The sequence below is a fragment of the Escherichia sp. GZ89 genome, assembly GCF_019366485.1.
Lineage (GTDB): Bacteria > Pseudomonadota > Gammaproteobacteria > Enterobacterales > Enterobacteriaceae > Escherichia > Escherichia fergusonii.
Map to the genome: position 1 here is coordinate 190,337 of NZ_JAEOHX010000008.1, position 21,872 is coordinate 212,208.

The 21,872-nt window shown below is 51.8% G+C and carries 15 protein-coding genes and 2 pseudogenes; 8 read left to right on the plus strand and 9 right to left on the minus strand.

Annotated elements, in window-relative coordinates; all coding sequences use genetic code 11:
• Window positions 1–6: 6 nt before the first annotated feature.
• The 4 genes and pseudogenes from K0335_RS22715 to K0335_RS14515 form a co-directional block, all read right to left on the minus strand.
• Window positions 7–300: pseudogene (locus K0335_RS22715) on the minus strand (Ig-like domain-containing protein); the annotation flags it as partial.
• Window positions 274–3,711: pseudogene (locus tag K0335_RS22720) on the minus strand (Ig-like domain-containing protein); the annotation flags it as partial. The pseudogenes K0335_RS22720 and K0335_RS22715, both read right to left, overlap by 27 nt.
• 108 nt (window positions 3,712–3,819) lie before the next feature.
• Window positions 3,820–5,175, minus strand: a complete 1,356-nt coding sequence (locus tag K0335_RS14510) for a TolC family outer membrane protein (protein WP_001196206.1) — start codon at window positions 5,173–5,175, stop codon at window positions 3,820–3,822.
• A gap of 346 nt (window positions 5,176–5,521) precedes the next feature.
• Window positions 5,522–6,811 carry an APC family permease gene (locus K0335_RS14515; RefSeq protein WP_000102764.1) on the minus strand — a complete coding sequence of 430 codons (1,290 nt, stop codon included), beginning with the start codon at window positions 6,809–6,811 and terminating at the stop codon, window positions 5,522–5,524.
• Between the two features lie 306 nt (window positions 6,812–7,117).
• Here K0335_RS14515 and copA point away from each other — a divergent pair, with 306 nt between their 5' ends.
• Window positions 7,118–9,622 (plus strand): copper-exporting P-type ATPase CopA, encoded by a 2,505-nt coding sequence (gene copA / locus K0335_RS14520; RefSeq protein WP_000083946.1) that lies wholly within the window; start codon window positions 7,118–7,120, stop codon window positions 9,620–9,622.
• Window positions 9,623–9,735: 113 nt separating this feature from the next.
• On the opposite strand, the gene K0335_RS14525 is transcribed toward copA, so the two are convergent.
• Entirely contained in the window at window positions 9,736–10,077 is a 342-nt protein-coding gene (locus tag K0335_RS14525) for a HigA family addiction module antitoxin (protein ID WP_000806440.1), read from the minus strand.
• A 35-nt stretch (window positions 10,078–10,112) separates the two neighbouring features.
• A complete protein-coding gene (locus tag K0335_RS14530) occupies window positions 10,113–10,415 on the minus strand; it encodes a type II toxin-antitoxin system RelE/ParE family toxin (RefSeq protein ID WP_002431667.1) in 303 nt (100 codons plus the stop codon).
• A 132-nt stretch (window positions 10,416–10,547) separates the two neighbouring features.
• On the opposite strand from K0335_RS14530, the gene K0335_RS14535 reads away from it, so the two are divergent.
• From K0335_RS14535 to K0335_RS14550, 4 genes are all read left to right on the plus strand, one after another.
• A complete protein-coding gene (locus K0335_RS14535; protein WP_046081753.1) occupies window positions 10,548–11,342 on the plus strand; it encodes a TraB/GumN family protein in 795 nt (264 codons plus the stop codon).
• A 203-nt stretch (window positions 11,343–11,545) separates the two neighbouring features.
• On the plus strand, window positions 11,546–12,025 hold the full coding sequence (gene ybaK, locus K0335_RS14540; protein ID WP_219393891.1) for a Cys-tRNA(Pro)/Cys-tRNA(Cys) deacylase YbaK: 480 nt from the start codon (window positions 11,546–11,548) through the stop codon (window positions 12,023–12,025).
• A 167-nt stretch (window positions 12,026–12,192) separates the two neighbouring features.
• Window positions 12,193–12,849, plus strand: coding sequence for a DUF6896 domain-containing protein (locus tag K0335_RS14545; protein WP_181674165.1), 657 nt, complete (start codon window positions 12,193–12,195; stop codon window positions 12,847–12,849).
• Window positions 12,846–13,349, plus strand: coding sequence for a hypothetical protein (locus tag K0335_RS14550; protein ID WP_000667001.1), 504 nt, complete (start codon window positions 12,846–12,848; stop codon window positions 13,347–13,349). The genes K0335_RS14545 and K0335_RS14550 overlap by 4 nt, the downstream gene beginning before the upstream one ends.
• Window positions 13,350–13,386: 37 nt before the next feature.
• On the opposite strand, the gene ushA is transcribed toward K0335_RS14550, so the two are convergent.
• A complete protein-coding gene (ushA, locus tag K0335_RS14555; RefSeq protein WP_160193899.1) occupies window positions 13,387–15,039 on the minus strand; it encodes a bifunctional UDP-sugar hydrolase/5'-nucleotidase in 1,653 nt (550 codons plus the stop codon).
• 174 nt (window positions 15,040–15,213) lie between these two features.
• Here ushA and K0335_RS14560 point away from each other — a divergent pair, with 174 nt between their 5' ends.
• The gene (locus K0335_RS14560; RefSeq protein ID WP_001007961.1) at window positions 15,214–16,422 is read left to right on the plus strand and encodes an MFS transporter; all 1,209 of its coding nucleotides are present in this window, start codon (window positions 15,214–15,216) and stop codon (window positions 16,420–16,422) included.
• Between the two features lie 233 nt (window positions 16,423–16,655).
• Window positions 16,656–18,332 carry a YbaL family putative K(+) efflux transporter gene (gene ybaL, locus K0335_RS14565; RefSeq protein ID WP_219393892.1) on the plus strand — a complete coding sequence of 559 codons (1,677 nt, stop codon included), beginning with the start codon at window positions 16,656–16,658 and terminating at the stop codon, window positions 18,330–18,332.
• 73 nt (window positions 18,333–18,405) lie between these two features.
• On the opposite strand, the gene gsk is transcribed toward ybaL, so the two are convergent.
• The gene (gene gsk / locus K0335_RS14570; protein WP_000671574.1) at window positions 18,406–19,710 is read right to left on the minus strand and encodes an inosine/guanosine kinase; all 1,305 of its coding nucleotides are present in this window, start codon (window positions 19,708–19,710) and stop codon (window positions 18,406–18,408) included.
• Between the two features lie 151 nt (window positions 19,711–19,861).
• On the opposite strand from gsk, the gene aes reads away from it, so the two are divergent.
• A complete protein-coding gene (gene aes / locus K0335_RS14575) occupies window positions 19,862–20,830 on the plus strand; it encodes an acetyl esterase (protein ID WP_046081760.1) in 969 nt (322 codons plus the stop codon).
• Here the strand turns inward: aes and hemH are convergent.
• Window positions 20,805–21,767 (minus strand): ferrochelatase, encoded by a 963-nt coding sequence (gene hemH, locus K0335_RS14580; RefSeq protein WP_001250100.1) that lies wholly within the window; start codon window positions 21,765–21,767, stop codon window positions 20,805–20,807. The genes aes and hemH overlap by 26 nt on opposite strands.
• Between the last annotated feature and the right edge of the window lie 105 nt (window positions 21,768–21,872).

A 21,872-nucleotide genomic window follows, 5' to 3' on the forward strand; every position in this document is an offset into this window, starting at 1 on the left:
GCCCAGTGCGGTTACCGCCGATGCCGGAACGGTGACGCTCCAGTTGCCGGAGGCGTCGGTTGTAGTGGTGTAATTTTACCCGTTCAGCGTCACTGTGATGGCAGTATTGGCAGGCTGATCGCTGGTGCCGGTAATTTGAACATCGGCCCCTTTTTCGCTGGCGTTAATCACATCATCGCCCGCGATAGTGTTAATGCCAATCACCGGCGCGGCGGTATCAACCGTGACGGTCAGTGACTGGCTACCCGTATTTCCGGCGCGATCAGTCACTGAAACGTTGATCGGATAACTGCCGTCCACCAGTCCGCTGACAACGGAGGCCGGAACGCCCAGACTCCAGTTGCCGGAAGCATCCACCACCGTGGTGTAATCCACATTATTCAGCGTAACGGTGACAATATCGCCCGCCTGCGCCCCGGTGACCGTGCCGCTGATGATTTGCGCCTGGGTATGTTCCGGCGTGTTAATTACGTTATCGGTTGCCACCGGATTAATGGTCACCACCGGCGGCGTGGCATCGACCAGCGCCACCCGTGAGACGCTGGTCGGGTTACCGGCGACATCGCTCACGCTGGCGGTCACCGTGGCGTTGCCGTCAGCCAGTGCGTCAACGTTGGCGGCGGGAACGGTCACGCTCCAGGTGCCATCTGACTGCACGACGCCCTGATAGGTCTGCCCATTCAGCGTGACGGTCACCGTCTGCCCCGGCTGAGCGTCGGTGGTGCCCGTGATTTGCAGATCCTGACCACTTTCGGCGGCGTTGATGACGTTATCAGCCGTCAGCGAGTCGATGCTTAAGGCCGGAGCCTGGCTGTCGACGGTAATGGTGCGGGAAGTGTCGCCTGTGTTACCGCTGATATTAGTGACGGTCGCAGTGATTTCCGCCGCACCGTCTGCCAGGCTGCTCACCGCGCTGGCGGGGATGGTCAGGCTCCAGCCGCCACCTGCCTGAACGGTAGTGGTAAAGGTCTGCCCGGCGAATTTCACTACCACGGTTTGCCCGGTTTCCACCAGCTGCGTGGTGCCGGTCAGCGTCAATGGCGCGCCTTTTTCTGCGGCATTGATAATGTCATCGCCGGAGACGGTATTGATGGTGATAAGCACCGCGCCCGGATTAACCTCCACGTTGCGATCGATGGAAACCGGGTTCCCGGCGGGGTCTGTTGCGCTGGCATTAACCACTATCGTACCCGGCGTCAGTGCCTGTAGATCTGCCGCAGGCACGCCTACCTGCCAGTTGCCGTTGCTGTCGGTCACCCCCTGGTAGGTGTTGCCGCCGAACAAAACAGTGACCACTCTTCCGGCGGGCAGATTGGTACTGCTACCGGTGATAATCAGGTTTTGCTGCTGCTCAACGGCATTGATCACATCATCGCCCGCGATGGTGTCAATGCGCAGCCCCGGCAGCCCGGCGCTGATGGTGATATCAAGCGCACTGCTACCCGTATTGCCATGTACGGTAGTAACCGAAGCATTAATGGTTAACGCACCGTCGCCCAACGCCTGTAAATCTGCCGCCGGAACGTTCACGCTCCAGGTGAGATTGCTGCCCACCGTCGCCGTGTAAGTATTGCCGCCCAGTTCAATAGTGACCGTATCGCCCTGCGCGGCGCCCACGACGAGGCCACTCAGGGTTTGATCTGCTCCCGCTTCGGCGTTGTTGACAATGTTGTCGCCCGCAAAGGTGTTGATGATCACCTGCGGCAGCACCGTATCGACCAGCAAATTGCTCTGCGCGGTGCCGGTGTTGCCGGTCACATCGGTGGCGCTGGCAGTGACGGTGTAAGTGGTGTTCGCCAGATTGACAACATCGCTTACCGGGACGTTCAGCGACCAGACGCCGCCGCTGACCTGAGCGCTATACGTGACATTATTCAACGTCACGCTAACTGTACCGCCATCGGGCAAATTGCTGGTGCCGCTTAACGTTAGCGGCTGCTGAGACTCCAACGCATTCAGTACGTTATCTCCGCTGATCGCATCTATCGCGACTTGCGGCGCGACGCCCGCCAGGGTGATGTTATGAGTCGCTGTACCGGTATTTCCGGCGGCATCGGTCACCGTGACGATAATATCGTTAGGGCCACGCGCTAAAGTGCGAGTTACCGCCGGATCAAGCGCCACATTCCAGCTACCGTCTGCCTGCACCACGCCGGACAGAACTGTGGCGCCTAACTTGACGGTGACCGTGTCGCCAGGGGAAGCCCCACTGACCCGCCCGGAAATAATCTGCGCCACAATCTGTTCGGCGGTATTAAGAATATCGTCACCCGCAACGGTGTTAACGCTGACCACTGGCGCACCGGTGTCTACTGTGAAATTTACGCTGTTGCTGGTGGTGTTTCCTGCCCGGTCGCTGACGCTGGCATTTATGGTGTAGTCACCATCTGCCAACGCCTGCACTTCTGCGGCAGGCAGCGTCACTTGCCAGGTTCCGTCACTACCGACAGTTGCTGTGTGGCTTTTCCCGTTAACGGTCAGTGTTACGGTTTGCCCGGCTTCTGCGTTCGAAGTGCCGCTCACTACCAGCGAGGCGTTATGTTCTGAGGCGCTGACAATGTTGTCCTGAGCGATGGTGTTGATAGCAAGTGTTGGCGGCTGGGTATCGACCGTTAGCAGCTGCGCTCCGGTGACCGTATTGCCCGTGGCATCTTTCCCACTGACCAGCACCGCCTGATTGCCTTCGCCTAATGTCTGGGCGTCGGCGGTCGGCACCTGCACGCTCCACGCGCCGTTAGCGCCTACGCTGGTGGTGTAGGTTTTGCCGTTTAGCGTGACGGTGAGTTCCGTTCCCTGTGCCAGATGGCTACTGGTGCCAGAAAGGGTAAACCCTGCGGCCTGTTCGCTGGCGTTAATAATGTTATCGCCTGCGGTGGTGGCGAGCTGTACGGCGGCCTGACTATTGTCGATGGTTAACGTTATCGACCCGGCGTTGGTAATGGTGCTCCCAACAATTTGCACCACCGACCAGGTGTGTTCGCCCGCACTTTGCGTAGGCAAATCGACGCTCCAGCGTCCATCGCTACCGACCTGGGTACTGGCGATGGTGTCACCATTGCTGTCTTTAATCTGGATGGTCGCCCCCGCCTGTCCGCTGCCGCTAAAGGTTGGCGTAGTGTCATCGGTGATATCGTTGGCGGAAAGAATACCGCGTTGATCGCCCTGATTATCGGTTACTAAAAACGATGGAGTGGCATTGCCGGGTTCGGCTGGCGGAGGGTTGTTAACCACTTCAGTTTTTGAGTCATCATCACCACCGCTTGCCAGTAAAGCGCCAAGCGCGCCACCACCTACCGCGGCACCCGCTAACCATCCCCACGGGAAGGCACTGGTCTGAGCGACGGTATCAAGATACGGCGCAATGCTTTCAATTGCGGTAGTCTGAGCGGTCAGCTCCACGGGCGCTAATCCACCCGCCGCGGTATCGGCAAAGGTGACATGAGTCAGCTGTTGCCCATCGGCAAACACCAGTTCGGATTGCTCGCTGGTATTTGCCGCTTGCAGGAAATAACCATTACAGCGGATCACCGTGCCGTCCTGCATATAAATCAGCAGATCGTTTCCATCGCGCACATAACGCGCAACGGCAGATGCCTGAGCATGAACCTGCACCACGGAGGGCTCATAAATGACAACCGTAACGTCGCCTGGATTAATCAGCGTTTGTTTGACGGACGTTTTACGCGAAATAACATCAATAATCAGGCTCATAATGAGATCCCTGATAAATGGCGCAAATCCTTAGCGAGTCCATTTATCTAAATAAGACAAAGGTAATCACTTAACAACGATGCATACCTGATATTAATAATGGCAGGATTATTTCAAGTCGGGTAAGTCGTTGTATAAGCCCTGTTTAATTCCCGCTAATGGAATAAGGTTATTTACCGCAGCGGCATAATTCACTGCGGCGACCCAGCCATCATAATTGGCATTTATTTCAGCCGATTGCGCCTGAAAAACATCTTGCTCGACGGTTAATAGATCATTCAGGCTTCGGTTACCCAATTTATATTCATTTTGATAAACATCCCGCGTTCTGTGCGCACTTTCGGATTGCGCTAAACCGGCCTCTTCACGTCCCCGTGCCCCAGTCCAGTTGGCATACGCCACCGACGCCCGTTGCATAACATCTAATTTCGCCTGCTCAACCTGCGAGGCAGAGATTTTTTGTTGCCCTTCGGCCTGTTGCACCTGGGCTGAAACCGCGCCGCCCTGATACAACGGCGCGTTGACGTTCAGTTGTAACTGGTCATCCCAGTACGAGCGGTCGCTGGTCTGGTAGCGCGTTTTGCCGCCCTGAATACTGAGCGTCGGCCAGTATTGCGATTTGGTTTTCTCCACGCCGTACTGGGCAGACTGGCGTAAGTTTTCAGCAGCCAGCACCAGCGGTATGGACTGGTAATCAATATTTTTTAGCGACACTGGCTGCTCGGCTAATTCAGCAGGTGGCGCGGCTATCCTCTCCGGCTGTACACCAGTGAGCACCGCCAGTTGCGCTTTGGCGCTTGCCATTTGCGCCTGGTATTGCTCCAGCGTCGAGCGCATTGCCGCTATACGCGTCTGTGCCTGTAATTCATCGGATGATGAGTTAAGCCCGGCGTTGGCGCGCAGTGCCGCCATGTTGTAGACGTTTTCCAGCGAGTTGATATTACGCTGCGCAGCGTCACACAACGCCTGATATCGGCTCACTTCCATATAGGTCGTCGCCGTCTTTTCGGCTACGTCAGTTAAGGTTGCCATCAGTTTAAAACGGTAGCTGTCGCGTGCGGCGGTTTGTAGTTTGATATCGTTATCTGTTTTACCGAAGTCATACACCAGCTGCGTCAGGGTTATGCCATAAGAGACGTTGTTATCCAGCCTGCCGCTGGAGTCCGTTTGCCGGGACGGCCCCGCGTTGCCGGTTAATCCAACGTGTGGATACCAGGCACTTTTGGCTTCATCGATTTGCGCTTCGCCAATACCTATCTGCGCCGCCTGTTGGGTGACGTCGGGGTTGCGCGCAAAGGCGCGCAATATGCTTTCCTGTAAGGATAAACTGGCAACAGGCGTAACCGCAGGAGCATTCGCCCATTGCGGTAATGGCGCAGCAAGTGTGTTTTTCCCCATGACAATACAACCCATTAAAAAAATAAGACCTTTATTTTTACGGTTTTTAATATGTAATAGCGCCATAGTTAAGTCACTTCCTTCCAGGTCCTTATTTTAGTTGGTTTTTATAACCAACCTCTTTTTAATAAAGAAGGCCAATAACTTGCACATTTCTTTTGTTCACCACGTTATCCTGAAAAGAAATGCTGTGAAAATTTATACGTTGTTTTTTAAGATTACACTACGCCTTTTAGATTGCCATCATTCGCATTAAGAATAATCCAGGGCAGGAGGTGATGAAAATCACAGATTTAAGCGGTATATATCATTTAATTGTGACTTATTTATTAACGTTATAAAGAAAGAGATTTTTAATTAAAGCAGGGAAATAGTAGAGCGCAGTGCATTTTACACTGCGCGAAGGAAGGGTTCAGTCTGTTTTATTACGTTTCATTACCATAGCCACGATCATACTCAGTAACAGTGCGCCAATAATCCACATCAGCGCGCTACTCCCCTGAGACCACAAACTGTAGATAAAGCCAATAATCACCAGCAGCATGACCAGCATACCAACGAGAAGAATTGGCAACGAGGCGTGGATATCATGACGCAGACGGATTGCCACAACGAAAACGGCGAGGTAGCAGATCAAAAAGGTGGCACTGGCGACACTGGCCAGTGAACCCAGGTTAAGCGCTGCCGTCATCAGCATGATCAACACCACCACGATGATGTTGCCCCAGGTACTCTGCCGCCACAGCGATTTATTGAAAATTTTTGGCAGTTCGCGCTCGCTACCCATGTTATCCATGATATTGAACACGGCAAACAGGTTGGCGTTAATGGCGGATGCCGTTGCTAACAAGGCGCCAATGACCACAATCACATAACCCACGTGTCCGAGAAGCGGTGAAGCTGCTTGCGCTACGGCAGTATCAGCATATTTTTCCAGTTCCAGAGCTGAAACGTCGCTAAGCAGCACCAGTGCCAGGGAAATATAGAGCAAGGTGGTAACGCCTATCGCCAGTAAAAATGCTCGCGGCATAATGACCGCCGGATCTTTCACTTTATCTGCCGCGTTCGCCATCATGCCAAAACCTGCATAGGCGAGGAAGGTAATCCCGATACAGGAGAAGAACGCACCGGAACTGGGAGGCGCGGAAACGGAAATATGCGCAGGTTGCAGCGACCAGACGCCCGCAATGATCAACAGCAGCAGGATCATCATTTTGATACCAACGAGGATCACTTCCAGCCGACCAACCGCATGGTTGCTTAAAGAGTTGAAAAGCGTCATCAGCGCGATAATCGCCAGTGCATAAAGCAGAATCAGATGCTCATCCTGGCTTCCTTCATGCAGGAGTTGCGCAGCGTAAGCCCCGAATGCTCTGGCAACCATGGCGATACTGACAGCCAGTGTCATCAGATAAAGCAACGAGAGCGCCAGCGAAAAGACACCGTTGCCTAATCCTCTGCGAAAAAAATCAATAATACCGCCGTTACTGGGATAGCTCGCCCCAAGCCGGGCATAGGCGTAGCCGGAAAACATTGCCACGATACCGCCGAAGGCAAACGCAACCCATGTTGAGGCTTCCATCAACAACGCTGCTTGTCCCAACAACGCAAAGATCCCCGCCCCCACCATCGCCCCAATACCAATGGAAACGACATTCCACAAACCGAGAGTTTTACCTGTGTTATTTCTTTCCGTGCTCATCGTCTTCAGTCCTTAAACAAGTTACCACCTGGCTGTTAAGCGACCGATGCCACCAATAATTGCCTGAGTATCCGACTATCTGTACTGCCAGTGACAGGCATTAAGATTTAACTTAGCACCAAAATTAAAAATGAAATAAAATAATATAAAACAATGAGATAATTATCTAATGGCAATATATTTTGCTCTGATATTGATATACCGAAACGTTATTTTTCCACTACCAAATTAATTTCTTGACCTTCCCCTTGCTGGAAGGTTTACCCTTTATCACAGTCAGTCAAAACTGTCTTAAAGGAGTACGTTATGTCACAAACTATCGACCTGACCCTGGACGGCCTGTCCTGCGGTCACTGCGTTAAACGCGTGAAAGAAAGTCTCGAACAGCGCCCGGATGTTGAGCAGGCGGATGTGTCTATCACTGAAGCGCACGTTACCGGGACTGCCAGTGCAGAACAGCTGATCGAAACCATCAAACAAGCGGGTTATGACGCATCTGTAAGCCACCCAAAGGCTAAACCGCTGGCGGAGTCATCAATCCCGTCGGAAGCACTGACAGCGGTTTCTGAGGCGCTTCCGGCAGCGACCGCCGATGACGATGACAGCCAGCAGTTGCTGTTGAGCGGCATGAGCTGCGCCAGCTGTGTCACCCGCGTACAAAATGCCCTGCAAAGCGTACCGGGCGTCACTCAGGCACGGGTAAACCTGGCGGAGCGTACTGCGCTGGTGATGGGCAGTGCCTCCCCACAAGATTTAGTGCAGGCGGTGGAGAAAGCGGGCTACGGCGCGGAAGCGATTGAAGATGACGCGAAACGCCGCGAGCGCCAGCAAGAAACCGCCGTCGCTACGATGAAGCGCTTCCGCTGGCAGGCAATTGTCGCACTGGCGGTAGGTATCCCGGTGATGGTCTGGGGGATGATCGGCGATAACATGATGGTCACCGCCGACAACCGTAGTCTGTGGTTAGTTATCGGCCTGATAACGCTGGCGGTAATGGTTTTCGCCGGCGGGCATTTTTACCGCAGTGCATGGAAAAGCCTGCTGAACGGCGCGGCGACGATGGATACGCTGGTGGCGCTGGGTACTGGTGTGGCGTGGCTCTATTCAATGAGCGTCAACCTGTGGCCGCAGTGGTTCCCGATGGAAGCGCGACATCTTTATTACGAAGCCAGTGCGATGATTATCGGTCTGATTAATCTCGGTCATATGCTGGAAGCGCGCGCACGTCAGCGTTCTTCAAAGGCGCTGGAAAAGTTACTCGATTTAACCCCGCCGACGGCGCGCCTGGTCACTGACGAAGGTGAAAAAAGCGTGCCGCTGGCAGATGTTCAGCCTGGTATGTTACTACGCCTGACGACCGGCGATCGCGTACCGGTAGATGGTGAAATTACCCAGGGCGAAGCGTGGCTGGATGAAGCAATGCTGACGGGCGAACCTATCCCACAGCAAAAAGGCGAAGGCGATAGCGTTCATGCAGGTACCGTGGTGCAGGACGGTAGCGTGCTGTTTCGTGCCAGTGCGGTTGGCAGCCATACTACGCTGTCACGGATCATTCGTATGGTGCGCCAGGCCCAGAGCAGTAAACCGGAAATCGGCCAATTGGCAGATAAAATCTCTGCCGTATTTGTGCCGGTAGTGGTGGTGATTGCGCTGGTCAGTGCGGCAATCTGGTACTTCTTTGGTCCGGCACCGCAAATTGTTTATACCCTGGTGATTGCCACTACGGTACTGATTATCGCCTGCCCGTGTGCGCTGGGGCTGGCAACGCCAATGTCGATTATTTCCGGCGTCGGGCGTGCGGCTGAATTTGGTGTGCTGGTGCGGGACGCCGACGCGTTGCAACGCGCCAGTACGCTCGATACCGTAGTGTTCGATAAAACTGGGACACTGACGGAAGGGAAGCCGCAGGTTGTCGCAGTGAAAACATTTGCTGATGTTGACGAAGCGCAGGCGCTGCGTCTGGCGGCGGCACTGGAACAAGGTTCCAGCCATCCGCTGGCACGAGCGATCCTCGATAAAGCAGGCGATATGCAACTGCCGCAGGTCAACAGCTTCCGTACATTGCGTGGGCTGGGCGTGAGCGGTGAAGCAGAAGGTCATGCGTTATTGCTGGGTAATCAGGCGTTGTTAAATGACCAGCAAGTCGATACTAAAGCGATTGAAGCAGATATTTCAGCTCAGGCATCGCAAGGGGCAACGCCTGTGCTGCTGGCGATTGACGGGAAAGCGGTGGCCCTGTTGGCAGTACGAGATCCGTTGCGTAGTGATAGCGTGACGGCGCTGCAACGTCTGCATAAAGCGGGATATCGTCTGGTGATGCTAACCGGGGATAACCCGACCACCGCCAATGCGATCGCCAAAGAAGCAGGGATTGATGAGGTGATAGCCGGGGTGCTGCCAGACGGTAAAGCCGAAGCGATCAAACGTCTGCAAAGTGAAGGACGTCAGGTGGCAATGGTGGGTGACGGCATTAACGACGCGCCAGCACTGGCCCAGGCGGATGTCGGTATTGCGATGGGGGGCGGCAGCGATGTTGCCATTGAAACCGCGGCGATTACCCTGATGCGCCATAGCCTGATGGGTGTTGCGGATGCGCTCGCTATTTCCCGCGCAACGCTGCGCAACATGAAGCAGAACCTGCTCGGCGCGTTTATCTATAACAGCATTGGTATTCCGGTTGCCGCCGGTATTTTGTGGCCGTTCACTGGAACCCTGCTTAATCCTGTGGTTGCCGGTGCAGCAATGGCACTCTCGTCGATTACCGTAGTGAGTAACGCCAACCGGTTGCTACGATTTAAACCGAAGGAATAAGTAAGTCATTGCGGATGCGCTGCTTTAGGGCGGCGCATTTGGCATCGACGCATGACTGCCGGATGCGGCGTAAACGCCTTATCCGGCCTACGAGATGAAGCGATGTTTTGGCCTTACGCAACCTTCTTTGCACGCTCTTCACGGCGAGCCAAATAGTCAGCCACTGTTTCAATCCGTCCCAATTCTTCTTGTGTACGCATGTTGTTTTCAACTTCCCAAAGATCAACCGCCGCCTGGAGGTTTAGCCAAAAATCGACTGTGGTATCAAAAACTTTAGCCAGACGAAACGCCATTTCAGTTGTGAGTTTACGATTGTTATTGATCAGTGCACTGACGCTATTACGATGAACATGCAGCAACTCTGCTAACTCATTGATTTTCAAATCGAGCGGCTCCAGATATTCATAGAGAAGAATATCTCCGGGTGTCGTCGGTTTTCTTGTTGCCTGTTTCATGGTTTTACCTTTCTCGTCAATACGACAGCTATGTTTTAGTAGTTGTGTGGATCTAAATACAATTCTTCGGCCTTGCCATTAACCCATTTAAATATCAGTCGGTACTGTTTATTCACTCTAATGGAGGAGTATTCCTGTAATTTCCCGGATAACTCTTCGTATCGGTTCCCCGGAGGGGAGCGTAAATCCCGATGAGAAGTGGCAGCATTAATGATGTCCAATTTTCTTGATAATGTGGTATGGATTTCAGCAGGAATCTTTCTATGTGGCGTTGAGTGGACAAAAAAATCAGCCAGCCAGGCATCACGAAAACTCCTTATATTATTCTTTTGAGCCATTCCATTGTCATCTCTTTGTCCATTATTTAATCATTTTAATGCACACAAGCACTGTGCGCAAGTGCAATAATCAACTCCATTTGCGCCATCCCTCCCCGCGCGCTAGCATGATATTTCACAAAGGGAGGTCGTATGGATCTGTTGTACCGGGTAAAAACGCTTTGGGCCGCGCTGCGCGGTAATCATTACACCTGGCCTGCTATCGATATCTCTCTTCCCGGCAATCGCCATTTTCATCTGATCGGCAGTATTCATATGGGTAGCCACGATATGGCTCCCCTGCCCACCCGTTTGCTCAAAAAGCTCAAAAACGCCGATGCGCTGATCGTCGAGGCGGATGTTTCCACCAGCGATACGCCTTTTGCCAATTTGCCTGCCTGCGAGGCGCTGGAAGAGCGCATTAGCGAGGAGCAATTACAAAATCTGCAAAACATAAGCCAGGAGATGGGTATTTCTCCATCGCTCTTTTCCACCCAACCACTGTGGCAAATCGCGATGGTTCTTCAGGCAACGCAGGCGCAAAAACTGGGGCTGCGGGCAGAATATGGTATCGATTACCAGCTATTGCAGGTGGCGAAACAACAATATAAACCCGTAATTGAACTGGAAGGGGCAGACAACCAGATTGCCATGTTGCTCCAGCTCCCTGACAAAGGACTGGCGCTGCTGGACGATACGCTGACCCACTGGCACACCAACGCTCGTTTGCTGCAACAAATGATGAGTTGGTGGCTGAATGCACCACCGCAAAATAATGAAATAACGCTGCCGAATACGTTCAGCCAATCGCTGTACGATGTGCTGATGCATCAGCGAAATCTCGCCTGGCGGGATAAACTGCATGCTATGCCGCCGGGGCGCTATGTGGTCGCGGTCGGTGCACTACACCTGTATGGAGAAGGGAATTTGCCGCAGATGTTGCGCTAAAAAAATGGCCAATATCGCTATTGGCCCGTCAAAGAGGAATTTCATTTTTTTATTATTATGCCGTCACTTTAAGCGACGGTGTAACTCGATTGTCGCTCAATCTCACCATCCTGCCAATACTCTTAGGCAAGATGACTCTTTTTTTTGGACCGCCATCAGGCGTATGCTTGCTTCGTTTTTTTGTTTAAGGCAGGAAAATTACCATGACACCCGCAGTTAAATTACTCGAAAAAAACAAGATTTCGTTTCAAATCCACACCTACGAGCACGATCCGGCTGAAACCAATTTTGGCGATGAAGTCGTCAAAAAATTAGGTTTGAATCCGGATCAGGTCTACAAAACGCTGCTGGTCGCAGTGAACGGTGATATGAAACATCTGGCAGTGGCCGTTACGCCGGTCGCCGGTCAACTGGATCTTAAAAAAGTAGCAAAGGCGTTGGGTGCCAAGAAAGTTGAGATGGCCGATCCGATGGTTGCGCAGCGTTCGACGGGGTATCTGGTTGGGGGGATTAGCCCACTGGGGCAGAAAAAGCGTCTGTCAACGATTATCGACGCCCCCGCGCAAGAGTTTGCCACTATTTTTGTTTCTGGCGGCAAGCGCGGGCTGGACATCGAACTGGCGGCAAGCGACCTGGCGAAGATCCTCGATGCCAAATTTGCTGATATCGCTCGTCGCGATTAAGTGATGCACACGGAAGATGAGATGTGGAAAGGATTACAGAGACATTAAGTATCGCTTGTGCAGATGAGATACCGGATATCGCCTTACTTCGGCAAACATCGAGAGAGAAGGTATTACATCTGCATTTTGCCAGCGAAGCAGAGAGGTATCGTGAGGAATTCGGGCTGGTGCTGAAAGCACAGCTCGATGAATTTGTTGTTGGCATGCATTCTGCCGACCCGGTTATCAGGATCGCCAGATTAATATCGCTTGAAGAGATTAACCGCCATCAGGATTTTTTCGAACACTGCGCGAAAGAATATCGTAAGCTGGCGACAGAGCTTATATTTGCATTGGCTGAACAACTGAATGTTGAGATGGCGGAAAATAACCCGCTAGTTACCTTTGCCCCCTTCAAATGCAACCGTAAGCGAAAAGGCAAAATGGGAAAGTGGCAGTATTGTTTTCACGGTTTTCATTGTGCATTTGAGAATAAAAAAACAGAGCAAAATATTGAAGTTCCCCTCGCCTACGGCTTTGATTTCGGCGATCTGGACCCGTATTTTTTTTCCGGATTTATCAAATCGACCCCCGACTGGCAGCCTCTGCCAGTGGCTATTTACGATGATTACCACGACGGCAGCAGGATCATTCAACAACTGCTGGCGCTGGGAAAGTTAGAAAAAATCCCTTCACCGATCCCACAATACACGGGGGTTGCTGCGGTAGATCGGTCCAATGTCGACATCGCAAATTTTCGCTCAACACTGGAGAGTCGCCTGCACCGATGTAAATTACGCTGGCTTTTGAAGCGTGTAAAAAATTCACAAAGGAGCGAAAGATGAAATTTGACCATCTTGTTGATGTTAGCTTCCACAATTTTGTCTTTAACGGAAAATTCGATTTTGTCGAACCGGGGCAAACAATGGCATGGCTGGAACAAAACTTTGTTGAGCCGGACTCTAAAAATGATATGGGAAATGGTTTTTATATCTGGCTATTTGGCAATGTTGAGTTTCATTTCGAAAGCAACAAGCTATATATGATTTGGTGCGATTATTTGAGCCAAATCCATTTGGGCAAAGCGATCCGATTTGATAAAGGAATATTGAATAACGTCGCTGAGTTGAACGTTACGCGTGTATTTAACATGCTTGTTAACGAAGGCGCTGATCTGCAAATCCGCCGTCAATCGCCCCATACACTATTAATCCACGTCAATCGCTCAGGCGTGACACTTTGGTTTGAAGCAGATGAAGAACAGTCTGGTGAACCGCAGAATTATATGCTGATGGCATTTGGTTTGACACATCGCGATTACGATGCAAGATTTCAATATTCATAAATGGCGGCGTCATATCATGACGCCGCGACAGGGTTCATTACTGCCAGCTCACCTCACCTTTCGGTTCATAGACACTCACATCCAGCGGCGAGTTTTTCTGGATATACGCTTTCAGCACTTCAGCATCAATAAAGCCGGTATTCACATAGCCCGGTTTGTTATCCAGACGCGGATAGCCATCACCGCCAGTGGCATTGAAGTTTAATGTCGCCATACGGTAAGTTTTCGCCGGATCGACCGGTTCGCCTTTGATTTTCAGGTCGTTCAGTTTGCCGTCTTTCGCCACAAAGCTAACGTTGGCAAATTGCGGATAGGCACCAGAATCAGGCTTCATTTGTGCGACGGCGGTCAGGTAATCAATCACCTCTTTACCGGTCATGTCGGCATACACCACCACATTGCCGAATGGCTGCACTTTCAGCACATTTTTATAGCTGATATCACCTGCTTCGATAGAATCACGAATTCCGCCTCCGCTCATCACCGCAAAGTCGGCACCAGTGCGATCCATTTGGGCTGCCAGAATTAATCGCCCCATATTGGTCTGTACAAAACGCACTTTGCTGCGGTCGCCTTCCAGACGACCATTGGTCTCGCCTATTTTCACTTCCAGCTGCGCTTTGCCTTTGTTCTGGAACGGCGATAACAGCGAGATCATTTGCTGGTTTTCGGCGATTTCAGGGGTGTAAAGCACACGCTCGCTTTTCCCGTCTTCCCAGGTCACTTTCTTCTTCAGGTTTACCGGAATCAACTGGTAGTTGACCATTTTCATTTCGCCGTTGCGAAACTCAAAGTCGGCCCGACCAACGTACTTGCCCCACTCATGCGCCTGTACAATCCAGATGCCATTTTGTTGATCCGGTTTGCATGGCGTACCAGGAACGTAATCGACCTGTTTTTTATTTTCTGCCGCCATACAGACTGGATCTTGCGAGTGACCTCCGACGATCATCGCCAGCGATCCGGCAGGCAGCGCGCGTGCCATCTCCACATCGCCCGGTGCATTAGAGCCGTGCTCACCATTGTCGTAATGCCCCATATGGGTCGCCGCGATAATAATGTCTGGCTTTTCTGTCTGTTGCAGCTCCTGAATCACCAGCTTCGCTTCATCAGCGGGCTTACGAAATTCGATATCAGTGAAATATTCCGGATTACCAATTTTGGCTGTGTCATCGGTTGTCAGCCCAATAACGGCAATTTTCAGATCCTGACGCTTAAACAGCGCCCATGGTTTAAACAGGCGCTCACCAGTGCTTTTTTGGTAGATATTGGCGGAAAGCAACGGGAACTTAGCCCACTTTTCCTGCTGGCGTAATACGGTGAGCGGGTTATCAAATTCATGATTACCGATCGCCATTGCATCATAGCCCACCAGATTCATACCGCGAAAATCAGGTTCGGCATCCTGTAAGTCGGACTCGGGCACGCCAGTATTAATGTCGCCACCGGAAAGTAGCAGCACGCTACCACCTTCAGCCGCAACCTCTTTGCGAATACCGTCCACCAGCGTTTTTTGCGCCGCCAGACCATATTCGCCATATTCATTACGCCAGAAATGACCATGATGATCATTGGTATGCAGGATGGTGATTTTGTAGGTTTTATCCTGCTCATACGCCTGAGCGGTTTCACTCACCAGCGTAAAGGCGGCTAACAGTGCCAGTGCCACACCCCGTTGCAAAAACTTCATAATTCTCTCCCTGACCAGTTATTAACGTTTGAAATTACCGTGACCACACATAATAGACAAATCTGTTTTCAGAATTGAGGCTTCCGTCAAACGAACTGCGCAGGTATGTTAGTCAGGTAATAATCACAATTAAGATTTTCTTCACATCGCAACTCTGACAAAAGTGACTTTTCTATGGCAATCAGTGAACAAGCTCAACCAGTAGCACCTGCGAGCAAAGGACGGACATCGTTTCGAATTTTAGGCGCAATCAGCCTTTCTCACCTGCTAAACGATATGATCCAGTCGCTAATTCTGGCGATTTACCCTCTGCTACAAGCTGAATTCTCCCTGACATTTATGCAGATCGGTATGATTACGCTCACCTTCCAGCTAGCCTCTTCGCTGCTGCAACCAGTGGTCGGCTACTGGACGGATAAATACCCGATGCCATGGTCGTTGCCGATTGGCATGTGCTTTACCTTAAGCGGTCTTGTGCTGCTGGCGCTGGCGGGCAGTTTTGGCGCAGTTCTGCTGGCGGCGGCGTTGGTCGGCACTGGTTCGTCGGTCTTTCACCCGGAATCCTCACGCGTGGCCCGAATGGCGTCTGGTGGCCGTCATGGTCTGGCGCAATCTATCTTCCAGGTCGGCGGTAATTTTGGCAGTTCACTTGGGCCCTTGCTGGCGGCGGTAATTATCGCGCCTTATGGCAAAGGTAACGTTGCGTGGTTTGTACTGGCTGCTCTTTTAGCTATCGTGGTGCTGGCGCAAATCAGCCGCTGGTATGCTACGCAGCATTTAGCCAATAAAGGCAAACCAAAAGCGACGATGATAAGTCCTTTGCCACGCAATAAGGTTGTGCTGGCAGTAAGTATCTTGCTGATCCTGATTTTTTCAAAATACTTCTATATGGCGAGCATCAGCAGCTATTACACCTTTTATTTGATGCAAAAGTTTGGTTTATCCGTACAAAATGCGCAGATTCATCTGTTTGCATTCCTGTTTGCCGTGGCTGCGGGCACTATGATTGGCGGGCCAGTAGGTGACAGAATAGGAAGAAAATATGTAATTTGGGGCTCTATCCTCGGTGTTGCACCTTTTACCCTGCTTTTACCCTACGTAACCCTTTACTGGACGGGTATTTTAACGGTCATCATTGGTTTTATCCTTGCGTCTGCATTTTCTGCCATCCTCGTTTATGCTCAGGAGCTACTTCCAGGGCGTATTGGTATGGTTTCCGGGCTGTTTTTCGGTTTTGCTTTCGGCATGGGAGGCCTGGGGGCCGCAGTGTTGGGGCTCATTGCGGACCATACCAGTATCGAGTTAGTCTATAAAATCTGTGCTTTCCTGCCTCTTTTGGGCATCCTCACCATATTCTTACCTGATAATCAGCATAAAGCGTGATTTTCTTGCGGCCAAAGTTAAACTTTGGCCGCCACCTTTCCAATAGTCATAAGCCTTTCCTCTTCTTTTATCTCCACACATTCCCCATCCGTGCTTTTTTGATGGCTAATTCCATTTTTCTGCAAAATTCAACAATTATTCATAAACATAATCATTAGATTTGTCATAAACTATTACTTGTACTTTTGGTTTTACGCCAAAAAAGGATCACCACCACAACTAAAGGAGACGGAATGCATCACGCCACCCCGCTTATCACCACCATTGTTGGCGGCCTTGTGCTCGCTTTTATCCTCGGCATGATTGCTAATAAACTGCGTATTTCTCCTCTGGTGGGATATTTGTTAGCGGGCGTGCTGGCTGGCCCTTTTACTCCAGGTTTTGTTGCTGATACCAAGCTCGCGCCGGAACTGGCGGAGCTGGGCGTTATTCTGCTGATGTTCGGCGTCGGTTTGCACTTTTCGCTGAAGGATTTGATGGCGGTAAAGGCCATCGCCATTCCCGGCGCGATCGCCCAGATAGCCGTGGCGACGCTGCTGGGTATGGCGCTCTCTGCCGTGCTGGGATGGTCGTTAATGACCGGTATCGTGTTCGGTTTATGTCTTTCCACCGCCAGTACCGTGGTGTTACTGCGCGCACTTGAAGAACGGCAATTAATAGACAGCCAGCGTGGACAAATCGCCATTGGTTGGTTGATTGTGGAAGACCTGGTCATGGTTCTGACGCTGGTATTGCTGCCCGCAGTAGCAGGAATGATGGAACAGGGTGATGTGGGCTTTGCGACGCTGGCCGTTGATATGGGGATCACCATCGGCAAGGTGATCGCATTTATCGCCATTATGATGCTGGTAGGTCGCCGTCTGGTGCCGTGGATTATGGCACGCAGCGCGGCAACCGGTTCCCGCGAGCTGTTTACCCTGTCGGTGCTGGCGCTGGCGTTAGGGATTGCTTTTGGCGCGGTGGAACTGTTTGATGTCTCCTTTGCACTCGGTGCGTTCTTTGCCGGGATGGTACTGAACGAGTCTGAACTGAGTCACCGTGCTGCCCACGATACGCTGCCATTACGCGACGCGTTTGCGGTGCTGTTTTTTGTCTCCGTCGGAATGCTGTTTGATCCGTTAATTCTGATTCAGCAACCACTGGCGGTGCTAGCGACGCTGGCGATTATTCTGTTTGGTAAGTCATTAGCCGCGTTTTTCCTGGTGCGACTGTTTGGTCACTCTCAACGTACGGCATTAACTATCGCCGCCAGCCTGGCGCAAATTGGTGAGTTCGCTTTTATCCTGGCGGGGCTGGGGATGGCGCTGGATCTGTTGCCGCAGGCCGGGCAGAACCTGGTGTTGGCAGGGGCAATCCTGTCGATTATGCTCAACCCGGTGCTGTTCGCACTGCTGGAGAAATATCTGGCGAAGACCGAAACGCTGGAAGAGCAGACGCTGGAAGAGGCAATCGAAGAAGAGAAGCAGATCCCAGTGGATATTTGCAACCATGCGCTACTCGTTGGCTATGGTCGTGTAGGCAGCCTGCTGGGGGAGAAATTGCTCGCCTCTGATATTCCTTTAGTGGTGATTGAGACGTCACGTACTCGCGTCGATGAACTGCGCGAGCGCGGGGTCCGCGCAGTATTGGGCAATGCGGCGAACGAAGAAATTATGCAAATGGCGCATCTGGAATGTGCAAAATGGCTGATCCTGACGATTCCCAACGGTTATGAAGCGGGCGAGATTGTGGCGTCTGCCCGCGCGAAAAACCCGGATATTGAGATTATTGCCCGCGCCCATTATGACGATGAAGTGGCGTATATCACCGAACGTGGCGCGAATCAGGTAGTGATGGGTGAGCGTGAAATTGCCCGAACTATGCTGGAACTGCTGGAAACGCCACCGGCGGGTGAAGTGGTGACGGGGTAATACATTGATTCCATTGCCGGATGCGATGCTAACGCATCTTATCCGGCCATCGTCGTCCGGTCTGGTCGATAACTTAACGATCCCAGTACGATTCTTCCAGGCTGTCTTCACGCTCCGGTAAGCCGCGCGTTAAACGAGGTGAATGCTGGTTCAGTACCTGATAGCTCACACGGTTAGCATATTTACACACCTGCGCTAACGATGAATAAGTTAACCAGGTGAATTTATGTTTGCTGGAGTTTGGTACGTTGCTACGGTGATAACTGTTAGCAGTAATGTCATGCAACAACGCTGCCAGTGCGCCATCCCCCGCTCCGTTAGTGTTCATGATTTTTTCCGGCCCGCCCATGTACGGCGCAATGTGCGAATAGACACGCAACGGATTCTGACAATCCTTGTGGCGCATGGCGCGGCTAAACTCATACTGGTTAAATTCCGCGATAGCGCCCGGCAGCAGCGGATGCTGGGTTTTGCGTTTCGCTTCGTCTTCAGTAAAGCCCGCCATATACAAGCCGATTGGCCCGGCAGTGCATAGCACCAGATCAACCCAGTCCAGCGCCTTGTCAGATGCCAACAACGGATCACTCTCTCCGGTCAACGCTTCGGCTTCATCTTCGTTCATCGCAAGGATAGAGACGTGATCTTTGAGGAATTGCTGCCACCACTGCGGATTCTCGGCAATGACAAACTTGGTACCCAGTGTCAGTACCACCGGTACGTTATATTTCTTCGCGTACTCAATGGCTTTCATGGTTGCTTCCGGCATCGGTTCACCCGGCTTGCAGCGCACCAGATAAGAGGTGAGAACCAGCGCCGAGGCTCCGGCAATCACATCTTCCGGGATGCTTTCTGCCCGCAGCTGGTTCATATGTCCAGGGCTGATAGCAAAGGTACGTTCCCCGGACTCACCAATCAGGGTAAAGCAGCGACCAATCGGGCCGTCCACGCCTTGCAGATAGTTAAGATCGGTACGGCTGGAGGTGTTACACAGGTAACGATAGGCATAGCTGCCAATTTCAATATTGCTGCACATGACGCCCAGCAGCACCGAACGGTCGTCCGCGAGCACCGAGTAGTTGTGCATGGTGTTACCAATGGTGCCACCCGCAAACTGATGAGTAATCAGGTTTTTCTGTTTCAGCTCCTGATAAAGTGCTTCGGCAACATCATCCTCAATCACCAGTGAATGCCCGGCGCTTAATCCATAACGCTCAATGAACTCATCATCCACTTTCGCTTCAATATCGACCAGCGTTTGATCGATACCCACTACCCAGGCAGCGCTGGTTTCGTTTTCTGGCTGGAATTGCTGAAGCAGCGGATCGCGTGCGTTTACGGGAAAATAATGTTTGGATTTACGTTTGCCGGGAAATTTCATGGTTGTTTTTACGGGTGGTTAACTGAGCGGCGAATGTTAGCACATTCACACCTGAACGCGCGATACACACTCGGCTTTCAATATCGGACGGCGGGATCGCATTTTGCTGGTGGCGGTTTATTACAATGACGTAATTTGGAAGGAGTTTTTTATGAAACCGGAAAACAAATTACCCGTTCTGGAGCTCATTTCTGCTGAAATGAAGGCAGTTGTGAATACTTTTCAGGCGGATTTGCCGCCCTGGCCCGCAACGGGAACGATTGCAGAGCAACGTCAGTATTACACGCTTGAGCGCCGATTCTGGAATGCTGGCGCTCCAGAAATGGCAACCAGCGCTTACATGGTTCCCACACCTTATGGTCAGGTCGAGACTCGCCTCTACTCACCCAAAAGTCACAGCCCGGCGACACTATTTTATCTGCATGGTGGTGGTTTTATTCTCGGCAATCTTGATACCCACGATCGGATTATGCGACTGCTGGCAAGTTACACCCAATGTACAGTGATTGGTATTGCTTACACTCTTTCGCCGGAAGCACGTTTTCCGCAGGCAATAGAGGAAATTGTGGCTGCCTGTTGCCACTTCCACCAGCAGGCAGAGGATTATCAAATCAATATGTCACGCATTGGTTTTGCCGGTGATTCTGCAGGCGCAATGCTGGCGCTCGCCAGTGCGTTGTGGTTGCGTGATAAACAGATAGATTGCGGTGAAGTTGCGGGCGTTTTGCTGTGGTATGGGCTTTACGGATTACGGGATTCCGTGACTCGTCGTCTGTTGGGCGGTGTTTGGGATGGCTTAACGCAAGAGGATTTACAGATGTATGAAGAGGCGTATTTAAGCCACGACACAGACCGCGAGTCGCCGTATTACTGCCTGTTTAATAATGATCTCACCCGCGAAGTACCGCCCTGCTTTATCGCTGGGGCAGAGTTCGACCCTCTGCTGGATGACAGCCGTCTGCTTTACCAGACGTTAGCGGCACATCAGCAGCCTTGTAAGTTCAAACTCTACCCAGGCACGCTGCACGCCTTTTTGCATTATTCACGGATGATGAAAACCGCCGACGATGCTCTTCGCGACGGCGCTCAGTTCTTTAGCGATACGCTGCAACAAGACTAGCCATCATTTCGATATGTTCCGGTGCGGCATTAAGCGCCGGAATATATTCGTATTTTTTCCCGCCCGCACCGAGGAAGACTTCACGGTTTTGCTCGGCAATCTCTTCCAGCGTCTCCAGACAATCCGCCGCAAAGCCCGGACACATCACCTGGATATGACCGACACCTTTTTCTCCGAGCATTTTCAGTGTTTCGTCGGTATAAGGCATCAACCAGGGTTCCCGACCAAAGCGTGACTGATAGGTCATCATCACTTTTTCCGGTGCCATCCCCAGCGCGGAAGCCAGTTCGCGAGTCGTTGTGCGACAACGTTGCGGGTAATCATCGCCTTCATCGGCATAACGCTGGGGAATACCATGATAAGAGAGCAGCAGTAGATCCGGTTCGCCATGTTTAGCGAAAGAGGCACGTACGCTGTTCGCCAGTGCATTAATGTAATCGTGGTTATCGGCGTAATCACGAATAAACGATATCCCCGGAATGCTACGTTTGCGCGCCAGAATGCGTGCCAGCTCATCCCATACCGCACCGACCGTTGAACAGGAGTATTGCGGATAAAGCGGCAGCACCACGATATGATCTACATGTTCTGCCAGTAGTTCATCTACGGCGCTTTCCAGTGATGGCGAGCCATAACTCATTCCCAGCGCCACGGGCATATCCGGTAAGCGTTGTGCCAGCGCCTGCTGTTGCTGACGGCTGTAAACCATCAGCGGCGAGCCACCTTCCATCCAGACAGAGGCATACAACTTCGCCACACGCGGCGAGCGCAGCGGCAAAATTACGCCGCGCAGCAACGGCCACCACAACAGCCGTGAGGTATCAACCACGCGTCTGTCGCTTAAAAATTGTTTCAGGTAGCGTTTTACCGCTTCAGGAGTGGGGGCATCGGGTGTACCCAGGTTTGCCAGCAGAATACCGGTTTTAGTTTGACGCATTACCGCCTCTTATCGATTCAACTTGTTGATAATTGTAGCGGAAAAGTGAAGAAGAAGAACTAATTGCTGCAAGAGGTATTGCCTGAGGAGAATGAGCAGACCTGC